This is a genomic window from Pedobacter xixiisoli (assembly GCF_900215335.1).
Classification (GTDB): domain Bacteria; phylum Bacteroidota; class Bacteroidia; order Sphingobacteriales; family Sphingobacteriaceae; genus Pedobacter; species Pedobacter xixiisoli.
In genome coordinates this window covers 114,030-136,679 of sequence record NZ_OCMT01000003.1, presented here as the reverse complement: position 1 = coordinate 136,679, position 22,650 = coordinate 114,030, and the positions used below count along the sequence as shown (strand labels likewise).

23 protein-coding genes are annotated in these 22,650 nt (G+C 40.3%); 18 read left to right on the top strand and 5 right to left on the bottom strand.

What is annotated here, in order from left to right; translation table 11 throughout:
* The first annotated feature begins 5 nt into the window (after nt 1-5).
* The 15 genes from CRO54_RS12825 to CRO54_RS12750 all read left to right on the top strand — a co-directional run bounded on the left by CRO54_RS12825 (nt 6) and on the right by CRO54_RS12750 (nt 13,654).
* Nucleotides 6-338 carry a DUF4133 domain-containing protein gene (locus CRO54_RS12825; protein ID WP_097132477.1) on the top strand — a complete coding sequence of 111 codons (333 nt, stop codon included), beginning with the start codon at nt 6-8 and terminating at the stop codon, nt 336-338.
* 64 nt (nt 339-402) lie between these two features.
* On the top strand, nt 403-2,871 hold the full coding sequence (locus CRO54_RS12820) for a TraG family conjugative transposon ATPase (protein WP_097132476.1): 2,469 nt from the start codon (nt 403-405) through the stop codon (nt 2,869-2,871).
* An 11-nt stretch (nt 2,872-2,882) separates the two neighbouring features.
* The gene (locus tag CRO54_RS12815; protein WP_097132475.1) at nt 2,883-3,719 is read left to right on the top strand and encodes a hypothetical protein; all 837 of its coding nucleotides are present in this window, start codon (nt 2,883-2,885) and stop codon (nt 3,717-3,719) included.
* A gap of 66 nt (nt 3,720-3,785) precedes the next feature.
* Nucleotides 3,786-4,469 carry a conjugal transfer protein TraI gene (locus CRO54_RS12810; protein ID WP_097132474.1) on the top strand — a complete coding sequence of 228 codons (684 nt, stop codon included), beginning with the start codon at nt 3,786-3,788 and terminating at the stop codon, nt 4,467-4,469.
* A 6-nt stretch (nt 4,470-4,475) separates the two neighbouring features.
* On the top strand, nt 4,476-5,093 hold the full coding sequence (locus CRO54_RS12805) for a hypothetical protein (RefSeq protein ID WP_097132473.1): 618 nt from the start codon (nt 4,476-4,478) through the stop codon (nt 5,091-5,093).
* A complete protein-coding gene (locus CRO54_RS12800) occupies nt 5,071-5,742 on the top strand; it encodes a hypothetical protein (protein ID WP_097132472.1) in 672 nt (223 codons plus the stop codon). The genes CRO54_RS12805 and CRO54_RS12800 overlap by 23 nt, the downstream gene beginning before the upstream one ends.
* Nucleotides 5,743-5,745: 3 nt before the next feature.
* Entirely contained in the window at nt 5,746-6,807 is a 1,062-nt protein-coding gene (traJ, locus tag CRO54_RS12795) for a conjugative transposon protein TraJ (protein ID WP_097132471.1), read from the top strand.
* Nucleotides 6,808-6,818: 11 nt separating this feature from the next.
* On the top strand, nt 6,819-7,439 hold the full coding sequence (gene traK, locus CRO54_RS12790; protein WP_097132470.1) for a conjugative transposon protein TraK: 621 nt from the start codon (nt 6,819-6,821) through the stop codon (nt 7,437-7,439).
* A 2-nt stretch (nt 7,440-7,441) separates the two neighbouring features.
* Nucleotides 7,442-7,891, top strand: coding sequence for a hypothetical protein (locus CRO54_RS12785; protein WP_097132469.1), 450 nt, complete (start codon nt 7,442-7,444; stop codon nt 7,889-7,891).
* Nucleotides 7,892-7,902: 11 nt separating this feature from the next.
* Nucleotides 7,903-9,120, top strand: a complete 1,218-nt coding sequence (traM, locus tag CRO54_RS12780; protein ID WP_097132468.1) for a conjugative transposon protein TraM — start codon at nt 7,903-7,905, stop codon at nt 9,118-9,120.
* 22 nt (nt 9,121-9,142) lie between these two features.
* On the top strand, nt 9,143-9,988 hold the full coding sequence (gene traN / locus CRO54_RS12775) for a conjugative transposon protein TraN (protein WP_171047904.1): 846 nt from the start codon (nt 9,143-9,145) through the stop codon (nt 9,986-9,988).
* Nucleotides 9,989-9,998: 10 nt separating this feature from the next.
* The gene (locus CRO54_RS12770; RefSeq protein WP_097132466.1) at nt 9,999-10,625 is read left to right on the top strand and encodes an MT-A70 family methyltransferase; all 627 of its coding nucleotides are present in this window, start codon (nt 9,999-10,001) and stop codon (nt 10,623-10,625) included.
* Entirely contained in the window at nt 10,606-11,976 is a 1,371-nt protein-coding gene (locus CRO54_RS12765) for a hypothetical protein (RefSeq protein ID WP_097132465.1), read from the top strand. Before CRO54_RS12770 ends, CRO54_RS12765 begins: the two co-directional genes overlap by 20 nt.
* Before the next feature lie 58 nt (nt 11,977-12,034).
* Nucleotides 12,035-13,060 carry a hypothetical protein gene (locus tag CRO54_RS12760; protein WP_097132464.1) on the top strand — a complete coding sequence of 342 codons (1,026 nt, stop codon included), beginning with the start codon at nt 12,035-12,037 and terminating at the stop codon, nt 13,058-13,060.
* Nucleotides 13,061-13,420: 360 nt separating this feature from the next.
* The gene (locus CRO54_RS12750; RefSeq protein WP_097132462.1) at nt 13,421-13,654 is read left to right on the top strand and encodes a hypothetical protein; all 234 of its coding nucleotides are present in this window, start codon (nt 13,421-13,423) and stop codon (nt 13,652-13,654) included.
* Between the two features lie 18 nt (nt 13,655-13,672).
* Here CRO54_RS12750 and CRO54_RS12745 read toward each other — a convergent pair whose 3' ends face one another.
* The 5 genes from CRO54_RS12745 to CRO54_RS12725 all read right to left on the bottom strand — a co-directional run bounded on the left by CRO54_RS12745 (nt 13,673) and on the right by CRO54_RS12725 (nt 20,944).
* The gene (locus CRO54_RS12745; protein ID WP_097132461.1) at nt 13,673-14,716 is read right to left on the bottom strand and encodes a hypothetical protein; all 1,044 of its coding nucleotides are present in this window, start codon (nt 14,714-14,716) and stop codon (nt 13,673-13,675) included.
* Nucleotides 14,713-15,978, bottom strand: a complete 1,266-nt coding sequence (locus tag CRO54_RS12740; RefSeq protein WP_097132460.1) for a hypothetical protein — start codon at nt 15,976-15,978, stop codon at nt 14,713-14,715. Before CRO54_RS12740 ends, CRO54_RS12745 begins: the two co-directional genes overlap by 4 nt.
* A gap of 311 nt (nt 15,979-16,289) precedes the next feature.
* The gene (locus CRO54_RS12735; protein ID WP_097132459.1) at nt 16,290-17,006 is read right to left on the bottom strand and encodes a hypothetical protein; all 717 of its coding nucleotides are present in this window, start codon (nt 17,004-17,006) and stop codon (nt 16,290-16,292) included.
* Nucleotides 16,987-20,028, bottom strand: coding sequence for a TaqI-like C-terminal specificity domain-containing protein (locus CRO54_RS12730; RefSeq protein ID WP_097132458.1), 3,042 nt, complete (start codon nt 20,026-20,028; stop codon nt 16,987-16,989). Before CRO54_RS12730 ends, CRO54_RS12735 begins: the two co-directional genes overlap by 20 nt.
* Before the next feature lie 484 nt (nt 20,029-20,512).
* A complete protein-coding gene (locus CRO54_RS12725) occupies nt 20,513-20,944 on the bottom strand; it encodes a helix-turn-helix domain-containing protein (protein WP_097132457.1) in 432 nt (143 codons plus the stop codon).
* Nucleotides 20,945-21,587: 643 nt separating this feature from the next.
* Here CRO54_RS12725 and CRO54_RS21220 point away from each other — a divergent pair.
* From CRO54_RS21220 to CRO54_RS12705, 3 genes are all read left to right on the top strand, one after another.
* A complete protein-coding gene (locus CRO54_RS21220) occupies nt 21,588-21,782 on the top strand; it encodes a hypothetical protein (RefSeq protein WP_179747344.1) in 195 nt (64 codons plus the stop codon).
* Nucleotides 21,783-22,102: 320 nt separating this feature from the next.
* The gene (locus tag CRO54_RS12710; RefSeq protein WP_138765820.1) at nt 22,103-22,363 is read left to right on the top strand and encodes a BfmA/BtgA family mobilization protein; all 261 of its coding nucleotides are present in this window, start codon (nt 22,103-22,105) and stop codon (nt 22,361-22,363) included.
* An 11-nt stretch (nt 22,364-22,374) separates the two neighbouring features.
* Complete coding sequence (locus CRO54_RS12705) at nt 22,375-22,650, top strand: hypothetical protein (protein WP_097132454.1); 276 nt, start codon at nt 22,375-22,377, stop codon at nt 22,648-22,650.

Genomic DNA, 22,650 nt, shown 5'->3' with positions numbered 1-22,650 from the left:
AAGCTATGCAAACAAGTTTATATGAAATAAATAAGGGCATCAATAAAAGCATTGAGTTCAAGGGATTAAAGGCACAGTATATATGGTATATGGGCACTGGAGCATTAGGATTGCTTATTCTTTTTGCCATCCTCTATATCATTGGGATTCCTTCCCTGGTGTGCCTTATGACAGTGGCAATCCTTGCAGGTGTTCTTCTATCTAAAGTCTATGCGATGAGCAACAAATATGGGGAGCACGGCCTGATGAAAGCACTTGCACGCAAGCAGGTTCCCAAAGTGATCAAGATTAACAGCAGATCAATATTTATCAACAAAAAAGCTTTGAAGGATGACTAGGCAAATTAAGATGTAACGAATTGGATTAGGAAAATACGGGCACTGCCCAAAAAGGATAAGTGAGATGGAAAAAGTGATTGATGAATTGTATCCGATTATGGATGTGGAACATGACTGCATCCTGAGCAAAAAGGGCGATATGACAATAGTGTATCGAGCGGATCTACCGGAAGTGTTTTCGCTTTCGGATACCGAATACGAATCGGTCCACCAAGCATTGGTGAAGGCGATCAAGGTATTGCCCAAACATAGTATTCTCTGTAAACAGGATTGGTTTGTAGAGGCAAAGTATGAGGCGGATTTTAGTAAGGAAGATGCCAGTTTTCTGAGCAGAAGTAGCGAACGCTTTTTTAATGAGCGTCCGTATCTCGACCACAGCTGCTACATCATGTTGACTAAATTGCCAAAGGGACGAAAATTTACCACGTCCCTGTTTTCAAATCTGCTGCGTAGAACCATTGTACCGGAGGAAACGCTGGACAGCAAAATCTTACAAGAATTTTTGGACAGTTGTGGACAGTTCAAGAGGATTTTAGAGGATAGCGGTTTTGTGCATTTAACCCGAATGGGCAATGAGGACCTTATGAGCCAGGCTACGAAAGTGGGACTGCTGGAAAAGTATCTGTGCCTTAACGAGCGAAATACGGACTTATTGGTTGGCGATATCAGTTTCGATGAATCGCTGAGGGTCGGTGACAAATATTGCCAGCTATATACCCTCGGAGATATTGAATCACTTCCCGGCAAGTGCAGCAGCCGTATCAATTATGAAAAATATTCAAGCGATCGAACTAAGTTCTCGATTGGTTTTGCCAGTCCTTTGGGACAGCTTTTGCCCTGTAACCATATCTATAGCCAATATATCTTCATCGAAGACGCTGCAAAAACAATGAAGCAATTGGAAAGTAAAAAGCTACGTCTCCAATCGCTTTCAGCATACAGCCGTGAAAATGCAATTGCAAGGGATGCTGTGAACGATTTTCTGAACGAAGCGATTATACAGCAACGACTTCCCGTCAAGGCACATTTCAATGTACTTGCCTGGACGGACGGAAAGGACGGCCTGAAGGATCTTCGAAACCAGGTCACGTCCGCCCTAACACAAATGGATGCTGCCGCAAAACTGGAAACGGTTGGCGCTCCACAAATCTTCTGGGCGGGTATTCCAGGTAATGCAGGGGACTTTCCGATCAATGATACCTTTGACACGTTTGCGGAACAGGCAACCTGCTTCCTTAATCTGGAAACTGGCTCCCGATCATCGCAAAGTCCGTTTGGAATTCGTCTGGGAGATCGTCTGACAGGCAAGCCGCTGCATGTGGACATCAGCGATGAGCCGATGAAAAAAGGGATCATCACGAATCGGAACAAGTTCATTTTAGGCCCCAGCGGATCTGGGAAATCGTTCCTGACAAACCACTTCCAGAGAAGTTATCATGAACAAGAGACACACGCGGTAATCGTGGATGTTGGGCATAGTTATAAAGGTCTTTGCGAATTGTTAAACGGATATTATTTTACGTACTCCGAGGATAACCCAATCCGGTTCAATCCATTTTACTTAGGCGAAGAAGACCTGCTTGATACAGAAAAGAAAGAGAGTATCAAGACAATGCTACTGGCACTTTGGAAAAAGGATGATGAAAAATTTACAAGGGCAGAATACGTTGCCCTATCGAATGCCATCACTGGATTTTTCGATTTTTTGGAACAGCATCCGGAAGTATTTCCATGCTTTGACTCTTTTTATGAGTTCCTAAAAGATCATTATATCGGCGTTCTGCAGGCTGAAAATGTTAAAGATAGAGATTTCGACATCAACAATTTCATGTATGTCCTACGACCCTACTACAAAGGGGGAGAATTTGATTATCTGCTCAATGCCACCGAAAACCTCGACCTCCTTCATGAGCGCTTTATTGTATTTGAGCTTGACAACATAAAGGACCACCCCATACTCTTCCCAGTTGTGACCATCATTATAATGCAGGTATTCATCAGTAAGATGAGAATCCTCAAAGGAATTCGAAAAACGATTCTGATCGAAGAGGCTTGGAAGGCGTTAATGAAAGAAGGATTTGCGGAGTATATAAAGTATCTATTCAAGACTGTCAGAAAGTTTTTTGGCGAAGCCATAGTGGTTACCCAGGACATCGAGGACATCATTTCCTCTCCAATTGTCAAGCAGGCAATTATCAATAATTCTGACTGTAAGATCTTGTTGGACCAATCTAAATACCAGAACAAGTTTGAGCTGATCCAGGAATTGTTGGCGCTTACGGATAAGCAAAAAGCAATGGTCCTGTCGGTAAATAAGGCAAATGATCCAACAAAGACTTACAAGGAGGTTTTTATTGGCCTTGGTGGGACGCATAGTGCAGTCTACCGAATCGAGGTAAGCCTTGAAGAATATCTGGCCTACACGACCGAACAGACCGAAAAGGTGACACTGATGGAGTACGCCGAGCGCTTCGGTGGCGATATAAGAAAAGGGATCATGGCAATGGCCGATGATCTTAGAATAAGGGCTTAAAATCAGAAATTATGAAAAAGGATTTTCCAATCGTACTCATTGCGGGAGATACGTTTTTATTCGATATCGAAAAGATAGCGCTGATCGATAAAGACAATCCGCGGAACGAAATATATTTTGATACCATGACCGACCACCGATCGCACTACGAGTTCGAATACAACAAAGCGGCTAAAAACCACAGTTACATGAAAACAAAAGATCAGTTTTTTGCGATGATGGATGGTGTTGAGGACCCGAGCCCAGCCTTTGTGGTAAATATTCCGCGAATTGGAGTAATCGATCCGGAGGGAATGTGCAGTAAATACAATTGTACTCCAGAAGACATTGCGTTTAAGACTGACTTTGAAATTATGGTGGATCAGGAAGTATTCAATGAGCGTATGCGCGGTGTCCCGGTAACGATTGATCTTGGAGATAAAAGATACGAGGTTGACGTACTTAATAACTGGCTAACGGCGGTGAATGGGGATGACAAAATCGAACTTAATCAGTTTCAACACGATTATTTCATGGAAGAGGAAGGATTCTTCCGCCTGTTTTATGACACCAAAAAGGGTGCTGTACAAGATCCGCTACGAAACGGCTGGCAACTAGATCACGAAAATGTTCTTATAGTCGAAGTACCTGCGCTTCGTGAACTCGATCCCGTAGGCTGTAATTTTCTGAGAGGTACAAATCCCCGCTTTGCATTGCTTTATGCAGACCTAAAAATGCAGCATACTGCCAAACAGGTTCCTTTGGAAACTAATAAAATTGGCAGGAAAGCGATCGAGAAAACAACAGTAGAAAATCGTGCTAAACCCAAAAAAAATAATAGGAAAAGACTAAGGTCGAATGGCTTGTGAGTTTCCAAAGAAAAGCTGAATAACCTACAACCGATCAAAAAGATTAGTAATTCAAAAATCTGTATCATGAAACAGTATATCAAAAGAGTAATGATGGCTATGGCATTTGCGATACTGCTCATCCTTCCAACTAATCAGGCGCAGGCCGGTATTATTGGACTTATTAAAGCGATCGTAGTGAAGGCTATCAAGGCAGTGGATATTAAGATCCAAAAGCTACAGAACAAAACACTTGACCTGCAGAATGCGCAGAAGAAAATGGAAAACGAGATGGCACGCCAACGCCTTAACGAGATTTCGGAATGGTCCAAGAAACAAAAAGAGCAATACCAAAAATATTTTGACGAGCTAAGAAAAGTAAACGATGTGATCCGCGATTACCAGCGGGTAAAGGATATTATGCAAATGCAGTGGAGGATCACCAATGAATACGGTAGGACCTGGGAGTTATTGAAAAAGGATGGAAATTTTTCTGCTCATGAACTACAGCAGATGCAACGAGTTTACTCCGGGATCACTAAACAGACGCTGCAAAATGTTAAAAATCTGCGTTTGATCACCACTTCCTATACCACGCAGATGAGCAATGCCAAGCGAATGGAGCTGACCAATGAAATCGGCGAGGATGTGCAGCGCAATTACGATGACATGCGACGGTTCAATGCCACTAACATCCAATTGAGCCTATCAAGAGCAAAAAGCAGACAGGATATTGATAAGATCAGGTCTCTTTATGGGATCAATAATTAAACAATTATGAAAACATTATTGATGATAATAACGGTCCTATTCGGGATGAATAGCGCCAATGCACAGGAACGGGCAGTACAATTACAGCAAATGATCAAGCTAAAACTTCAAAACAGTCTTGCTCGTGAAAAGAACAATACCGATCAAAGCGGACTACGGGAAATCAGTCGGCATAAGAACGGTACTTTCCAACTCTTCGACAACTATTTCTCTTCGCTTTTAAAAGTAAACGGAAATGTAAGGAACAGTGATAAGGCACAGGACATCAAAACGATGAACCAGGCCGTTCGCAGAACATTTGAGATTACGATCAAAAATGCTGTTGCAAGTGGTCTATATCAGCACAGCGAGGTCGAGGAAATGAACCGAACCTATAACAAGGTACTAGCAGATTGCAGGGAGATCCTCCGGAACCTCGATCAGGTTGTCATTACCGGACAATACAAAATGACTGATGGACAGCGATTGCAGCGGATTGATCAATTGTACGACCGTATGGTCGGCGTGTTCCGCTTTACCAAGACATACTGCAGCGATATCGAAGTTCTACGCTTTTCCAGACAGCGAGAACGAACTGACATAGAACAATTGCGTGGGCTGTATGGCCCAACTATTAAAAACTGAAAATAGCTTTGATATGAGAACAATAGCATTAAATATGTTGGTGTTTCTGCTTTTAGCAATCATCAACAACGGCAACGCCCAAACCAAGGAAGCGCAGCAATTGGCATTGAACATCCAAAAGCTGAATCAGATGCGGACGATGCTTAACCAGATTAGGAATGGTTACCAGATAGTGAGTCAGGGGTACAAGCAGATCAAGAATATTTCCAAAGATGATTTCACGATTCACAGCAACCACCTGAATGGTTTATTGAATGTCAGCCCGACGGTAAGGAACTATAGCCGTGTGGCGACAACTATGCAGTACCAATATCGCCTTGTTTCTGAATGTCGTAATTCATACGCCCGTTTTACTGCGAATAAACAGTTCAGCAGCAGTGAACTTTCCTATATGGCAAATGTCCATAAACGGCTGCTTGACCAAAGCTTCCAGAACCTTCAGGAACTGACGACGATACTCAGTTCAGGTAAGACACGAATGTCTGATGACGAAAGGCTCCAGGCGATTGACAGGATTTACCTGGAAATGGAAAACAAGCTCGGTTTCCTACAGAAATTCAACAGCTCTGCCAGCACACTTTCCAAGTTACGAATGGCTGAGAAATCCGATGCGCAAGCTATAGAAAAACTTTACGGTATTAAATTTTAGATCATGGGACAATCAGTTAAGATATTCGGGATAATGGTACTTCTTTTAGCACCTGTCCTTACTTATGGACAATCAACGGATGGCGGCGTTGCGGGGCTGCACCAATTGTTGGATAGCATCTATGAGCAGATGATGCCGCTGTGCAGCGAACTGATCGGCGTGTCCAGGGCAATTGCCGGTTTTGCTGCTACCTTTTATATTGCCTACAGGGTCTGGAACCATATCTCCAAAGCGGAGCCGATCGATTTCTATCCGCTGTTCAGGCCTTTTGTCCTCGGCTTCTGTATCATGATATTTCCCAGTGTTCTGGCATTGATCAATACCATTATGAAACCGACGGTTACCGGAACGTCGGCAATGGTTGACAATTCAAATGCTGCCATAGGCGTACTTCTTCAAAAAAGACAGGAAGCCATGATCAATACGGATGCATGGCAGATGTACGTGGGCATGGACGGCATGGGTGACCAGGATCGTTGGTACCGCTACAATAACGATGGGGCGGATCCATCAAGCGAAGGGCTATTGGAGGGAATCGGAAACCATTTCAAGTTCAATGGCCAAAAGATCTGGTTCCTGTTCAAGTTCTATATCAGATCGCTTTTTAGTGAGATACTGCGGATCATCTTCGAAGGGGCTGCCCTGATTATCAACACGCTGCGGACCTTTCAGCTGGTGGTGTTGTCGATTCTCGGTCCGCTGGTGTTCGGTCTGGCAGTCTTTGACGGCTTTCAGCACACCTTGACTGCGTGGCTTGCCCGTTATATCAATATTTTTCTGTGGTTGCCAGTGGCAAATATTTTCGGGGCGATCATTGGGAAGATTCAGGAAGAGATGCTCAAAAAGGACATTACTGAAATCGCGGCCAATGGTGATCCCTCCTTTTTCAGCGAAACCGATACTGCTTATATCATATTTATGATCATGGGCATCATAGGCTATTTCAGTGTGCCGAGTGTAGCTAGCTACATCGTACAGGCAGGTGGTGGTGGTGCACTGCAGAGCAAAACGACCGCTACATTCAATACGGTGTCAACTTCACCATTTAAGGTAATGAGTAACTAAAAATCAATTTTATGTTCAACAAAGCAAAAAATATAGATATGGCATTCCGTCAGGTAAGACGGTTCTGTGTAGTCGCTGTCTGTGCATTTTTTCTGATTACCTGTTTTGCCATATTCATGAGTTTCAATCTTGTATCGACCATGCAGCAAAAGATCTACATTCTTTCGCATGGCAAGGTCCTGGATGCTTATCAAGCGGACAGAAAAGATAATGTTTCGGTCGAGGCACGTGATCATGTACGTACATTTCACCGATACTTCTTTACCCTCGATCCGGATGACGACGCCATACAGGAGAACATTAACCGTGCACTTTATCTTGCCGATGGTTCGGCGAAGCGCTTATATGACGATATGCGGGAAAGCGGATATTTTGCCAATCTAATCTCAGGGAACATCAACCAGACTATAAGCATTGATAGTGTGCATGTCAATATTAACAGTGAACCATTCACTTTTAGATGTTATGCCACCCAAGAAATTGTAAGGCCTACAACAGTTACGATGAGAAGTCTAATCACCGACGGATCACTCAGAAGCGTATCACGCTCCGACAACAATCCCCATGGTTTCTTGATCGAACGTTGGAGCACAATTGAAAACCGGGATATCAAAACAGTAAACAGGAGATAATCATGAAAGCATTTAGAAAGAATATTGCAGCTGCTCGTGAACAGGCAGTTGGTCGGATCTCCGGAGGCCTCAGAAAAGCTTTTGGTCATGCGCAGCGTAAATGGGCAGATTGGATGCATCGGAAAATGAACGGGAGGTCGAAACGAACATTGCTCGTTTCTCTCTCTCTTTTTGTAGCATTCAGCACCTTGTACAATGGCTGGATACTCATAGGCAGCCCGACCCAACGGGAGATCAGGTTCGGCAACATCCATGTTCCCCAAAAGGCAGGTCAATCGAAGATTATCCATGATGCCTATAGTATGGAACTTCAACGTATCAGGACCTTTCGAAAATATATGGATAGTCTATATAGTTCGGAAACTGGACGTCCAACTTACGATAGTATCATGGAAGCCCGTCCTGGACTACTGGATAGTGTAAAGGCGCTAGAAAAATTAGTTGGAAAATAAATATAGGAGCTATGAAAACAGAGGAAAAAATCGCACGTGATCGTAAATTCTATCTTGTGCTACCATTAATTGCGTTACCGTTCCTTGTCTTGTTGTTCTGGATACTTGGTGGTGGAAGTGGATCTGCTGGACAAGATATGGATCAACATACGGCAGCGTTGAATACTGAACTGCCAGGAGCTAATAACGCCAACCAGCCAAAGGATAAACTTAGCTATTATGAGCTTGCCGAAAAGGACAGCGCAAAACTCTTGGAACAGATGAAGCTTGACACCAACTACAGATATGGATCAGGGCACGTTGCAAATCCCTATGGAGATCACCGTGCCAACCAAATCTATCAGGGATTAAATGATCTGGAAAGACAGATCCAGTCAGGATATCAGCAGCCTGCTCACCAGTGGAGCGAACCGGTAAGTTACCAAAACCGGAGTTCCTACAATGGGGGTAGCCACGGCACATCAAACTATGATGCAGCCTACCAGTCGGCATATATAAATCAGCTAGCACAGTCACAAGCTGATCCGGAACTCGATCAGCTTAATACGTTGCTTGATAAAGTGATGGAGATACAAAATCCCGAATTGGCAAACGAAAGGCTGCGAGAAAGTTCCTCCAAACGTAGAGGTGAAGTTTTCGCGGTAAGCCGTAAGGCTAAAGGCAATAAGGTGACACACCTTGGTCAAAAACAGGAAAAAGATAGCAGTAATGGTTTTTATTCGCTGGATCAGGGCGGCTTTGCTGATATCGAAAACAACGCCATTCGGGCCGTAGTTCACGAAGACCAGGTGGTGGTCAATGGTTCGACAATCAAGATGAGGTTAATTGATGATGTATACATTAATGGGGTACAAATTCCCAAAGATCATTTCGTTTTCGGTAGTGCGCAGCTATCTGGCGAAAGGTTAGGGATCAGGATTGAGAGTGTTCGTTATGGTAGTTCGTTGTTTCCGGTAGATCTTATGGTTTTTGATATGGATGGTATAGACGGGGTACATGTCCCCGGTTCAATCACCAGGGATGTTGCCAAGCAGTCCGCTGATAGACCGATGCAATCGATCAGCCTTAGTGGTCTTGATCCTTCCTGGGGATCACAGGCAGCTGGCGCCGGCGTGGAAATGATCAAGGGACTTTTCTCCAAGAAGGCAAAACTGATTAGGGTTAAGGTAAAAGCTGGATACCAGATCCTGTTGCGTGATGAAAAGCAGAAACAGAATTCCAGCATGTAAGTACAAATCAAAACGAAGATGTATGAAAAAGTTAAGTAAAGGGTTATTAGGTATTGTCCTGTCAATAAATGGCATTTGCCTGTATGCACAGGACAACGGTGAAAAGAAGTTGTATGAGTTGAGTTCATACGAACTGGAAATTTGTAACACCAAAACTAGCAATATCATATTTCCGTATGCCATAGTAAGCGTAGATCGGGGCAGCCAGGAGATATTGGCGCAAAAAGCTTCTGGGGTGGAGAATATCCTACAACTTAAAGCTGCTAAAGCTAATTTCACTACTTCAAATGTGAGTGTGGTAACAGCTGATGGTAAATTGAACACGTTCGTAGTGAAGTTTGCTGCAAATCCTACTTCGATCAATCTTTCTCTGCAAGGCACAGGTAGTGTTTCTAGCAGTTCTGTATTTATTCCAAAAGAAGAATTCAATGAATCGGAGGTTCGGGAATGTTCAAATAAATTATTGGCTAATCGAAACTATGTTCGGGGAAGACAAAAAGAAGCTTTTGGAATTGCGTTCAATTTACGTGAACTGTTTATCAGGAACAATGTAATCTATTTTCAATTTAAGATTACCAATTACACCAATGTTGGATATGACATCGACCAACTTCGATTTTACATCCGTGACCAGAAACGGGCTGTCAGGACTGCTACCCAAGAGTTGGAAGTGCTGCCAATTTTTGTCAGCAAAAGTCCAGAAGGCATCCCGGGCAAAACACGCGATATGTTCGTTTTCGCTCTCCCAAAATTTACGATACCGGATCAAAAGGATCTGGTGATCCAATTAATGGAAAAGAATGGCGGACGTCACCTTCAAATGAAGGTTTCAAACCGTGAACTTTTAAAGGCAAAACCATTTAAATAGAAACTTAAAGATGAAATTAATGAGAAAGGAGGTTGCGAAAAAGTATTCGATCATATACGCTGACCCGCCATGGAACTTTAGGGTCTGGTCGAAGAAAGGTGAAGGCCGCAGTCCTGATCAGCACTACCTAACACAGGGATTAGACTATTTGAAGTTAATGGATATCCAATCCATCGCAAATAAAGACAGTGTGCTTTTGATGTGGGCGACGTTTCCATGTCTTGCGCAAGCTTTGGACCTGGTCAAAAGTTGGGGCTTTACCTACAAGACCGTTGCGTTTACGTGGATAAAGGAGAATAAGAACAATGGGAAGCTCTTTTGTGGAATGGGATACTATACAAGAGCAAATGCTGAAATCGTGCTTCTTGCGACACGAGGAAAACCTTTGAAAAGGATGGCAAAAAATATCCGTCAGGTTCTGATCTCAAAATTGGGACGGCATTCCGAAAAACCGGTCGAGATCCGGCGAAGAATTGTAGCACTGTTCGGTCAACGATCGCGGATTGAACTGTTCGCCCGAGACGGCAACAGTAGTCCTAGCGCAAAAGATGACGGATGGGATGTTTTTGGTAATGAGGTTAAAGGATCAATAAAAATAGCAATGAAAGGGGGAGTAAATGTTGATCAATGCGAATGATAGAATTTCAATTGCTGATTATCTCGAAAGAGAAAGATGGTACAATGGGTTCGAGTTTGTGGCATACCTGGATGGAGCAGAACCGAACGAGATTAGCCAATTAAGCTGCTTCCAGACATACCAGGAAGCGAATAGGTATTGTCTCTCAAGCTCGACAGAAATTGATAACTACGAGCTACTGAGCACCAGGTCTGTATATCGTGTGCTATATGATGCGATCAATGGTAAGCAGGATTTCATTTACCGCAACGGAGCTGTTGATGTAAAAGCGATGATCATCGCCCGCAATGAGAATGTAACTAAACAAGTAACAATTAATAAAGGAGAGAATATCATGGAAACAAATGAAGAAATCTTAGCGTTCCTGCAGGAGCGCTTATTGTACACTGGGTTCGGTGATGTAGTTGACGTTGAGAAACTACGAAAAGCGATCAATAGTGGAAAAGAGGATATCCAGCTAAAGGTTGCTGCTGTACATGCAGACGGAATCTTGAATGCCGTATTGCATTTTAAAAAGTCGGATAAGAGTGAAAAGTACTTCTTTAACAAGTATGATGCAGAACTGAAAAAGATTGGTGTAAAGGAAACCAATAAACAAACGTTTTTTGTCAACAACAGCGGTGGTACTTTTACCTTCAAGGAAGCTTACAACCTGATGCAGGGTCGGGCAGTTCATAAGGTTATGAATAAAAATGGAACTGATGAGAAGTATAGTGCCTGCTTTGAAATCGATTATTCGAAGGTATCGGACAAAGGTATCTATGATTACAAAAGACATTTTAACATAGATATTGAAAAGATGGTGGAAAAGTTTCCGTTTAAGGAATTAAAACATCCGCAGTCAAAGGAAATGCTAATAAAAGGGTTTCAAAAAGGTAACATTCAGACGGTAACATTCGAAAAAGGTAAAACTGAGTACACACGTCTTGCCACATTGAACGCACAGTTTCGGAAGTTCGATTTCAGAGATCCGGATACTGGTCGATTAACGATAGAGAGTCAGATCAAGGTAGCCCCGCAAAAAGCGGAGGAAAAAAATGTAGCTGGGGATCAGCAGCTATCGAACAGTTCAAAAGTTGCTGACAGTACAAAGGAGACTCATCAAGGACAGATACCATCAAGTTCAAAAGCTGCAGAGGACCACTCGCAGACCAAAGGTAGTACCTTGGATGCCAAGCAAAATGAACAGGCTGCTCTGAAAACTTCCTCAGAGAAAACTAGCGAAAATTTGACGACGAATTCAAATCAGGTAGAAGGTAAAAAGCCTGATGTTACTAATCAAAAAAAAGCTGAAAACGTAGGAGTTACCAAAGGTGTAAAGCGTGTTAGAGGCAAAAAAATATCAGCATAGTTAGCTATTAGAGGGGGGGCTTCCCCCTCTAATTTATTGGCTAAAAATCTTTAAGAGTATGGGTACGCAGAAATTAAATCGAATCGAATTGGCGGTTAGAGAGTGGCAGAACGTCGTAGAAGATCATCGTAAAATTTTCTCTTTAGACATAGCAAAGAACAAAGCCTTGTGCCGTCATAATTTGAGGGCCTTCGAGAAGATTTCCATTCATTACAGAAATACTAAAGATCCAGGTGAAAGATTTTCTTTAGTGGCACTTAAGCAGGAACGGCGCCATTTAGAAAGATTGGCATACCCGAATACTTTTGTTCGTCTTTTTAGAAGGTTGCTGGTTTTGCCTGTTAAACGACAATTTTACATAGCTCAGCTGAAAAAGCAACAAAAGATCAGCGATGCCAAGGTTTATCAACTCCTTGATAAGGCTGGGATGAAGAAGCATTTAAGTACAGTCCTGCAGAAAATGCACAGCGAGCAAACTGCATTTTCTGTTGCTGAAGGAAAGCTTATTAGCAGAAATGAAATATTGGACAGCAAATTAACGTTCGAACGGGACAATTTGGGGGAATATCAAATTTCTCAACATGCTAGTCTTAGCAACGATAAAGATACCGGTTTGGGTAGAACCCAAAATGTTCGGCTGACCAATGGATACATCATTAGTCCCCAAGAAAACTATAACCTACTAAAGGGAAGGGCGATAAAAGTTCAGGACACTTGGGTCATGTTAGACCGTAATGATAAGGATATCAATGGACATTTTGGAATAAAGGAAATCCAACATGTAGAAGGTTTTGATATCAAAAAACTGATTAAGGATCTTAAGCTGAAGGATTACCAAACCAGCTCACAGATCGATGAATTGGCTTCTTTACTCTGTCAGGGTGAAAGGGTACTGGTAAAAAGGAACCATAGAACGTACGAAATTGAGGCTAGTCCTCAATTCCGAACAATTGATATCTACGATTCCAAAAACAATAAGGTGACAATAAGTGAGATGCTATCGAGAAAGAATGCACAACCTCTGACGATTAAACTAGCTAAGGTGCCACAGAGTAAAAATAAGTTAAACATTTCAAAAAATTAATAGGATGAATAAATCGGCGCAATTAGATAATTTCTTCCGTAGCATCCAAGATGATGGACGGATCAGTATTACACACATTGGAGTGTACACTGCTTTATTGCAGTACTGGCAACAAAATTGTTTTGCTGTTCCCTTATTTGCTTTCAGTAGACAGGTCCAGGAAATAGCAAAAGTTTCAAGGCTGACCTATCAGAAATGCGTGAGGGATCTGAATGAATATGGGTATTTAAAATATGTCCCCTCCTTTAAGAGAAATAGGGCAAGTGAAATCTATCTTACTAATATTAATAGTACTTAGTGTATGTACACTTCGATATCCCCGATCTACATAAAAGTGAGGTTGAATAAAGTGATAAGTTTATGGAAAATCTTAATAAAAGAATGGATGTAGCCAATTCAGGTGGGGTCATTAGAAAAACAAAGATTGAACATCCTGACTGCGTTAGAACTAGCGTTTCAAAAAAAGTTGTTCTTTCCAAGAAAAAGGAAAAAATGTATAAGGTCACAGTGACGTATGTTCAAGTTTCTGATGACGAAGCAAAAGTTAAACGTTCAATTATTGAAAACATAATTAAGAAGGGGCACATGCATTAATCATGTGCCCATTTTCATTTACTTGATAAAATAAGTCCTAGAAATTCCCCAATAGTCTAATAAGCAAAAAAGCAAACCTTTAGTTTCCACAGAAGCAGTATGATGAGATAAAAACTCTCGGTTCATAGCCATTTTTTCCAGCTCTTTTGCTACGCTAAACAAGCTTCTTGAAACCTCACTTCTTGAAAAATATTCCGCCAAAATACCAGTGTTTAGTTGTTCAAATTGATGTTCAACACTATTTCTTACTTGTTGCGAGATTAATTTACCATCTTTGGCATGTTGTTCTACTAAGCCCATTGCAAGATTGATCATTTTTGTAACTCCTGCATTACCACGAGAACCATAAGTAATACCGTCTTTGATTAACATAATCCTTTCTGGTTGTTCCTGAAATGATATCTCTTTCAACACGAAGTCAATTGACACGGCTACAAATGAACATATTAAATACAAGCACCTTAGAGCCAATTCATGTTGATTTGTTTTTGTGATTGATTGTTCAGCAAAAAATTTTGCTTCAATAAGCCACTTGTTACAGCTATCGAAAGACAAGCCCGTTGATAAAAGACTTTTAGAAAATTTTAACCTAGCCTTCCAATCTCCGTCAAGCTTACTTAATTCGTAAGACGAAATTGCATTAGAAAACTCTTCATCCGTTAAACGATCGTCGGTGGAATTATCAGAACTTACCAATCTACTTAAAAAGGTTCCATCAAGAACTGTTACATTGAGTTTCTTTCCAAAATCTTTTACTTCCTGGCGCCTATCTGTTGTTGCAACAATTGCACTTGACGCCATTGTTGCGATTCGCAAACCCTGAACCCAAAATATTCTTTCAATTGCTTGTGGGGTTTTTTTATTTTTGGAATCGACGATAATAATTTCTCGTGAAAATGAAGATGTCCTTCCATATAACCAAATGTCAATATCAGTGACTTCAAATCCCTCATATATAAATGGCACACCACGAACTACATAGTAACCCGATTTAAGGAAATATTTTCTTAATAACTCCTCCATGTTGTAACCCTTCGTTAGCTTTTGTTGATTTGAACTCATATTCCACCCCCGGTTCTTAAAATTGATAACATTTCGTTTGTAGCTTTGGGATTATTAGCTGCTTGTGTCCGCCTGCTAACTTCTCGATTGGTTTCAGGACCATTAAATGTTGTTACAGCCGCAGTAGGTAAAGATGTTAGTGAATGTTCGCTTACATCGCCTTGCCTTATAGCTTGTAAAGCAAGTTCGCCTACTTCTTTTTTTAGTAATTTCAACATCGGACCAGTTCGCCCTTTTTTAGTTCCTGTATGTACCTGAACAACACCTTTTAGTTCCAATACCTTATAATCTTCAGCAATTGCCTGTACTGGACCTACTGATTCTCCTCGAACCAAAGCACTTAGTAGTTGATCTACCATTTGAATTTGCCCTCTAACATATGAACTCTTAGTCATTCCGTAGGTAATTGAACTAACAAACGCCTTAGCTAAATCAAAGGCATCATCAATCATTGAATTGCTAAACTTAGAAAATGCAGATGGAAGCGTTAAGTACCCTACTTCTTCTTTTGAATTACTTACGATGCTGATATCATATAATCCAATAGCAGTTACTTTTTCAAAAAGAGTTTTGCCTAGTAATGTCTTTGCGTGATCTACAGGAACGCAAGCAGAGGCTTTTAGTATTTCGCTCAACTCAACTAGTTGAGCTTTTTCATCTGCTTTTAAAGAATCCATAACTGACATAACTTTTTTAGTTGTATCTCTTCTAAATAAATTACCATTGAAAAGTAGTTTATCATCTTTTGAGATATTTTCAGCATCAACAAAACCTATTTTTTCAGCTTGAAGAAGAAGCTGTGCGGTATCTGAAGATGATAGTTTAAATGTGTCTGATATTTCCTCTCTTATGTCAGTAGTCAATACTGGTGAAATTGATGCTCTTTCAGCAAGTGCAATAGACGCAGATTCATTTGCACTGGGTTCTAGAGCATCAAAAATATCCGCTGTATGCTGTAAAGTCACAGCCGTTGTAACACCGTATACTGAAATACCTCCATTAGCTGAAATATCAATCAAACCTTGATTCTTTAAAACTTCTAAAAGCTTAGGAAGTTCAAACATCGTACTGATATTCGCAGCTTTTGCCAAAACTTCCAATCTTTCTTTATTTACGGACATTTGAGCATTTGCTGATATTGCAGAAAGCAAAATTCCCGATTTTCCTGCTAAAAAGGTATTTTTAAAATCTTCTTGACTCGTTATTCCCTGTAATTTATTGGTATGATGGATCAACCATGATCCCGTTGTTTTTTTATCCATTTGGTGAGGCGTCAAATAAAGTTCACTCCTTTTGTTGTTTTCAAATATAACATTTTTCGAAAGTCATTTGTCTACAATAATATAGACGTCTCATTTTTAAACTATTTTGATAATAAAAAATAGAGATCAATCTTTTAATCATCTCGATTAACCAGAAAAATTTGTATAAAACACCTATTTAGCGAGAAAATTTTGCGCAGAGGCAATGATGATTAAGCACTAACCAGAAAAAATTTTAGGTAACTGTTTAGTGACATAGCAATTGGTTTACAGCAAGTCGTCTGAGCTTTCGTTACCGTTTAAATGTTTTGCTATTTGAAATCAAAAAGGAGGTGGTGGATCTTAAATTCTTTATGCTGGCGCTTATGCAGTGTATCGAAGGTAAAGGGGTTGTTTTCGATTACATTATCTGTGATGCTAATCAGATCGCCCTCAGGGCTTGTGCTAAGTTGTTCGTTTAGTTTCGTAAAGAGATTGGTTTTAAGCGTGGTGTTGTCTCCGTTCAAGATGAACCCGATCATCCCACCAAAACTTAAATTTTGGGCGTACTTTCCGTTAAAATACCTTAATACGCCTCCGTCAAAAATATGCTGGTCGGATGCGTCCTTTTTGTAGGTATTGTAACAAACATATTTGTTTATCAGGTCCTGACTACCATCAAGGTTTTTGCATTCGAAAAAAAAGTCCTTACTCTTCCAATTTGTACTATGTATATTAATGTCATAATTCCCCTCTACACTTTCATCATTAGTTACCTCCCCTTTGGCACTAAAGTGAAATCCGAATTCCCGATCGGCATTCAACTTTAGCCTTAAAAACTTGGTTATTTCCCGCTCTATACGCGGGAACTGTTTTTTTCGTTCCTCATCAATCTTGTGTTTCAATTCCAAGCTATCATAGTTCTTATAGAACTGCAACAAATAGTAGAATATCCAATTTTTCCAAAACCCATCGTCCAAATTCTTTAACTCGCGGATATCAAACGGTAATGGAGAAGGTTTTTTTATCCTAATGTACTCTCTCTCCATCGTCAAATGATATTAAATGTTTCAGGATATCCTGTCCATCCTCAAAGGCTTTTGTCTGTGTCCAGTTTCCGTTCAAATCCCTCTTTATAATATATACGCAATCCGTTCCGAATATCTTCTCCTGGCTTGCCAGGAAATTTGCATCTGAGTTCTGTTCAAAAATTTCATTGAGCAGGTAATTTTTAGTCTTTTGAGCAGGTGGTTTGTCATCCGATCTTGTACTAAATGAGAGCTTGATGACGATCATGTCAAAATCGGTGGAAGTTTCATCAACTGTGATAGGTGAGGCGAAATAGAAACCAATTATTTCCTTCAAGATCGCTTTATAATCTTTTAGTTCATCCAACCGCCTACCAATCTTTTTATTGGGCAAGAAATAATCCCTAATGCGTTGCTTTTCCCAATACGAAAGCTCATACAGATCATAGATCAGTTCGTTCAGTTCATCTTTTACATCCTCATATTTGTATTTTCCTGCGGAAATTTCTCTGCTGAAAGTTGAGATCTTAGCAAGCATGTTGTCCCCGATCTCAAAGGGTAGTGGGATTTTCCTTATATCATCGATACCGATTTTCGGATAGGAGCTGTCTATCCTTTTCTTAAGGTGAATGTTGATAAAGTAATCAATCAGATTACTATTTAATATTGTAGTTATCAGTTCATACCGTAGATCATCGTTTAATTTTAGCACATACAGATCAAAATCAAAATATAGTAGGTGTTGTAGATAAACCGCTTTTAGCGATTTACCTATTCTACTCCACACGATCCGCTTGCCTTCATATAGTTCTTTTTTTCGGGGTCTGTGAAACATGGAAATATCTTCTCCCAGATACGAATTGTAGGAGGTGATCGTGTGCTTTTCAATGTTACTGGGCTTTATAAAAGGTACTGGAAATTTATCACTCTGTTCCGGACTCGAATACCTTTTCCGAAACATTTTATAATATTCATTCTTTTGGTTTTTCGACAACGATTTCCAGGTGTCTTTGCTAACATTAAACTCCCGCTCAATTTCCTCAAAACCAGCCATATCAATACCCCTGTGCAAAAATAGGTTGTCTTCCCTCAAGATGTAATTGTCCAAAGGGTCAAGATCAAGAAGCTTCTTCACTAGTAGACTATCATACGAATTTCCGACAAGAAAGTCCCTTAATCTAACCTGTCCATTCAAAAGATCATTCTGGTCAATTTCAATTACTTTGTCATCCTGAATTACAAGTAATTCAAAGGGCCGTTCAGAAAACACTCCCATTTCAACAGGATAGTAACCTATTGTGTTATTATCCACACGGTTACTGAAAATGAGTGCTACTACACTTTCTGTCGCTTTCTCAAATAAAATCTTTTTTACCCTGGATAACTCATAAACCTTCTCAATACCATAGCTCGCGTAGAAAAATTCTTGAAAAGCTTCCGAGTAGTCATTATAGAAGCTGGAACTGTTGGAAACAAATCCAAACCGTGTATTTTCATTGCTCCAAACCTTCATCTTCAGGAAAAAGCATTGAGATATCTGGGACCTTCCGACTATATGTCGGGCCGACTGAACCTGCTTGCTTCTATTAGCCACTGGGTAATAGTCTAAAAAGGAGATTTCGGTATTGAATTCTTCGGTATTAGGGATCTCAAAAAAAGGTGGATTACCCAACAAGTATGAGAAATACTGGTTATCAAAAGGTCTGTCTGCAATATCTAGGGTGTTGGCATGACGAATGTTGCTGAAAAACGAGTACTCGGAAAACAGGTCTATCTTTTTATTATCCCTTAGTTCTTTGGCAATGAAATCTTTTATATCATCAGGATCAATACCCACAAAAATTTGCAGGGATAGGGAAAACAGTGTAAAACGCTGCGCAGTTAGCTCTTTCTCAATACCAAATATATTTTCGGATAAAAGCTTTGTGCGGTAGCGTATCTTTTCTATACTATCTTGTGGTTCTAAGCCCTGTTTTTTCGCAATCTCTAACAGGCGTTGGTATCCCACAATTAGGAACATTCCCGAACCACTTGATGGATCCAAAACAGAACCTATCCTGTCCTCTTTTATCACATCATCTACTAGCAGCTGTGCAAGTTTTTTTGGCGTATAGTAGATACCATTCTCCTTTTGTTTTTCTGAAAGGAATACTTCGTATATATAGCTGATGAATTCAACAGGCAATATATCAAATCCAAAATCGTACAATCTTAGCTGTCCTGTATCCAGATTAGCACTAAAGGAGGTCGCTATGAGACTGCGAACTTCACCTGTGAGGTATCCTTCTTCGATAGTGGGTCGGTCGAACAGCGCATTATTAAAGATCTCATGGATAATGCCGTACAATTTATTAATATCGGCATTCGAACTATTTAAGAGTAATCGCTCATAGTTCAGCTCGGTATCGTTAAAATAATATTCGTAAAAGTATGAATTGATGATGTGGTTATCTTCAAGGTACTTGATATAGAGCGTACGGTCGATCAATGCCTGTACCAATTCGTTTCTATTAGTATCGCTTTTAATGGACTGCGCCAGAACATGGTTCAGTTGCTCCCTCAATGCCTTTAGTGCAGCTACCAATTCCTTATCAACACCCTTATATTTCGACTTATTGATAAAGTTTCGATAATTAAGCCAGAATACTCCACTGTCAAACTTCCAATGTTTAATCTTTTCAATTTTGTCCAGGTCTTTAAGGTCGGTTGTAAAAATGTCCAGTTTACTTTCTTCGTTTGTAACCTTCGGAGAGTATTTGGCATACATCATCACCAGTTTATTCTTGCCGGGCTGGTAGTGAAAAATAATATCAGCATCGTTTTTGTTCCAGACATATTTTCGGAAGCGCGCCAATTCTTCGCTTTCTAAAGGAGTTGTAAGTAGATAAAAGGAGGTGTTTGTGTTGTTTGGGCTTTTGTAAAAGAAAACCGAGTTCTCGAGCTTTTGTGATAGCTTTGCTTCTTTTTCAATATCAATAACCTTTGCTTGCAGATCAACCTGAAAGTCAAAGCCCAATACCGAAAAGAAATCTTTATAATTCATTGATTGCCTATCTATTATGTTTACTGTAGCACAGTGTTTTCAAGCGAGTGAAGTTAGCTAAAAATATCGAATGGACATCCTTAATATCAGCAAATCATTTGTATGCAACCAACTGTCTAAAAGTAAACTCAATAGACATTTTTTAAAGGTTTGATTAATGCACCTTTTGCGTTTGCGACATTTATTTGGCCAAATAGCCACGCTATACTAGTTGATATAGTTAATGGGGTTTTTGTCATAACATTATCAATTTGTTCGCGTAAAAATACATTAGTTGGTTTCCTAATTTAGCTAAAGTTGTACTCTCCTTATACACTTAAATTGGTTTTGTTAAAGAACATTTTAATTGTCTCCCACCGGTGCGACAATTAAAATGTTCGAAATCGCATAAAACTCTCGGCAGTGCTGAGAGAATCTATATGGTTCGTTTGCTAAGAAAATCTAACAATTAGTAAAGTTGAAATCGTTAATTATCTCTTTATTCTCATCCGATCAATTGTTCAACCATTTCCAAGATTTTTTTGTTCGGTCGAAATTCGCCCAATTCCCAACTTGTAATTGTGCTACCGTCAATATTGAGCATTTTGCCAAGTGCCTTCTGGGTAAGACCATTTTTGTAACGGTAACTTTTTACTCTTCCTGAAAATGTTGAGTCATCGACTTTGAATAAATCAAACTGCAAGAAATCAGAAATTTTCGCATAGTACTTTACCATTGGTTCAGCTCTATTGGTCTCCCAAAGGTGGATTGTCGCAATAGATACTCCAAATGTTGCAGCAATATCGCTTTGCATAAGGTTTAGATCAAAGCGTCTCTTTTTAATATGCTCACCAATACTTTGCGGTTCTTTTGGATAAGATTGCGCAAATGGTTTTATTGTGTAATTTTGAAATCGTAAACATGGCAACACATCCATGTGGTTGTGTGAATTAGGATCATCTAGAAAAGAGTGCCTAGTTTATACCTTATGTGATCCCTGTTCATTTTATTTGCTTCCAAGTTTAGATAATTTCTGTGTTATATTACAGTAATGCAATAGTAGTCCGCCATTTTTTTATCTACCTTCACAGTTTGATAGCGAACTGGAAGCCGTTCAGTTTATTATTGACAATTTTTTAGGTGCCTCCCTAAGGACTACCCATAAACTCTCGATTGCTTCGTGCAACTTCGTGTCTTAATTAATTATGCAATTTTCTTGAACCTTCGAATTAAAAATTTCTCTCTACTAGAGAACTTAAAACAAGGTTTATGATGTAATTGCAGTATCATCGACTAAAATATTGGTTTATGACGACATTGGATTTGATTACTAGGGAGGACCTCGAAGCGTTCAAAAAAGAAATTTTCGAGAAGTTGGAAAAACTTAACATCAATAATGAGAGCTACAATGAAAAGAAATGGCTCAGAAGTTCATAGGTGCGAAAGCTACTGAAAATTTCAGCAGGGACTTTACAGAACCTACGCATCAAGGGGGTACTGAAATATGAAAAGTTGGGTGGTATATTCTATTATGCGCACTCTGATATAGAACAATTGTTGGGCGAAATCGGGAGGTCATGATGGAAACGGCAACAATACTCGCCAGTTTTTTGAAACTGGCAAGCAGATCAAAGATTTTCCGCCAATCCCATATCAGCCTATTCTCGGCGATACTTGCCGCTAAGGCCAGAGCTTCCAAGTTCGACAAGTTTCCGGGTGTCCAGAAGGGAGCTGATGAAATATTCGGCTATCCGTTCATTTACGACCTACCATAAATGTATGAGCGATCTGGTCGATCATGGGCTTTTGGAATACGAACCTTCATATCATCCGACGATTGCCAGTCGGATAAGGCTGTTGAATTTTGAGGGGAAACTTTGAGGGATAAGCATATTGCAGGAAGTCCATTTTTCAAAAAAAAATGGAGCAAGCGGAACTTGGGCTGCGCCCTAGTTTGCTTGCCCCACGCTGCGCTGTGGGGGTTTGAAGAACCCTCCGAGGGTTCTTCACCACTCTCAAAGAGCATTCAAGTGCGAAAAAGGAACCTTACGAGGGGTTCTGGACGGATAATATATGGATATATAGGTAGATGAATATGCAGGAAACATTGAGAACAGTTAAATATTCGATTGCTGATGCTGTCAAGTTTGAAAAGATCGCAAGTAAATTGGGGCGATCTAAGCGTCAGGTATTATCACAGATGATAGATTATTTCTATCGTAGCAAGAAAGACCCGAAAGACATGAATGATGAACTGTTAAAGAACACCATCGTCAAGGGACAAAAGGACAGCATCGGTTACATAAGAACGCAAGAGAAAGATCTATTGATTCCTATCAAAGGGGAACTACTTTAATACTGGAAATATTGAAAAAGATCGCTTCTTCATTCAACAGTCAAGTGCTGAAACACAACGATCAGGTACTTTCAAATCAATCCAGCCATATGAAAGGACTATCATCTGTAAAAGAGACCCTCGGTTATATCGAGAAAAAAGCGGAAACCAAAATACTCCTGAAACAGAAATGTGCCATGATCCTTAACCGATATGTCAGGGAACGGGAAGGTTTAGGCCTGATGAGCTCGGCAAAGGATAAGGAGGAACTCGCAATCAGGGCACGTAAGGAATTAGATTTATTGTGA

Excerpts from the sequence above, each read along its gene's own strand:
- CRO54_RS12815 (WP_097132475.1), top strand. The coding sequence starts at position 2,883 with ATGAAAAAGGATTTTCCAATCGTACTCATTGCGGGAGATACGTTTTTA.
- CRO54_RS12730 (WP_097132458.1), bottom strand. The coding sequence starts at position 20,028 with ATGAATTATAAAGATTTCTTTTCGGTATTGGGCTTTGACTTTCAGGTT.
- CRO54_RS12740 (WP_097132460.1), bottom strand. The coding sequence starts at position 15,978 with ATGGATAAAAAAACAACGGGATCATGGTTGATCCATCATACCAATAAA.
- CRO54_RS12810 (WP_097132474.1), top strand. The coding sequence starts at position 3,786 with ATGAAACAGTATATCAAAAGAGTAATGATGGCTATGGCATTTGCGATA.
- CRO54_RS12745 (WP_097132461.1), bottom strand. The coding sequence starts at position 14,716 with ATGAGTTCAAATCAACAAAAGCTAACGAAGGGTTACAACATGGAGGAG.
- CRO54_RS12820 (WP_097132476.1), top strand. The coding sequence starts at position 403 with ATGGAAAAAGTGATTGATGAATTGTATCCGATTATGGATGTGGAACAT.
- CRO54_RS12770 (WP_097132466.1), top strand. The coding sequence starts at position 9,999 with ATGAAATTAATGAGAAAGGAGGTTGCGAAAAAGTATTCGATCATATAC.
- CRO54_RS12800 (WP_097132472.1), top strand. The coding sequence starts at position 5,071 with ATGGCCCAACTATTAAAAACTGAAAATAGCTTTGATATGAGAACAATA.
- traN (WP_171047904.1), top strand. The coding sequence starts at position 9,143 with ATGAAAAAGTTAAGTAAAGGGTTATTAGGTATTGTCCTGTCAATAAAT.
- CRO54_RS12760 (WP_097132464.1), top strand. The coding sequence starts at position 12,035 with ATGGGTACGCAGAAATTAAATCGAATCGAATTGGCGGTTAGAGAGTGG.
- CRO54_RS12735 (WP_097132459.1), bottom strand. The coding sequence starts at position 17,006 with ATGGAGAGAGAGTACATTAGGATAAAAAAACCTTCTCCATTACCGTTT.
- CRO54_RS12785 (WP_097132469.1), top strand. The coding sequence starts at position 7,442 with ATGAAAGCATTTAGAAAGAATATTGCAGCTGCTCGTGAACAGGCAGTT.
- CRO54_RS12825 (WP_097132477.1), top strand. The coding sequence starts at position 6 with ATGCAAACAAGTTTATATGAAATAAATAAGGGCATCAATAAAAGCATT.
- CRO54_RS12710 (WP_138765820.1), top strand. The coding sequence starts at position 22,103 with ATGCAGGAAACATTGAGAACAGTTAAATATTCGATTGCTGATGCTGTC.
- CRO54_RS12725 (WP_097132457.1), bottom strand. The coding sequence starts at position 20,944 with ATGGATGTGTTGCCATGTTTACGATTTCAAAATTACACAATAAAACCA.
- traJ (WP_097132471.1), top strand. The coding sequence starts at position 5,746 with ATGGGACAATCAGTTAAGATATTCGGGATAATGGTACTTCTTTTAGCA.
- CRO54_RS12805 (WP_097132473.1), top strand. The coding sequence starts at position 4,476 with ATGAAAACATTATTGATGATAATAACGGTCCTATTCGGGATGAATAGC.
- CRO54_RS12750 (WP_097132462.1), top strand. The coding sequence starts at position 13,421 with ATGGAAAATCTTAATAAAAGAATGGATGTAGCCAATTCAGGTGGGGTC.
- CRO54_RS12765 (WP_097132465.1), top strand. The coding sequence starts at position 10,606 with ATGTTGATCAATGCGAATGATAGAATTTCAATTGCTGATTATCTCGAA.
- traK (WP_097132470.1), top strand. The coding sequence starts at position 6,819 with ATGTTCAACAAAGCAAAAAATATAGATATGGCATTCCGTCAGGTAAGA.
- CRO54_RS21220 (WP_179747344.1), top strand. The coding sequence starts at position 21,588 with ATGGAAACGGCAACAATACTCGCCAGTTTTTTGAAACTGGCAAGCAGA.
- traM (WP_097132468.1), top strand. The coding sequence starts at position 7,903 with ATGAAAACAGAGGAAAAAATCGCACGTGATCGTAAATTCTATCTTGTG.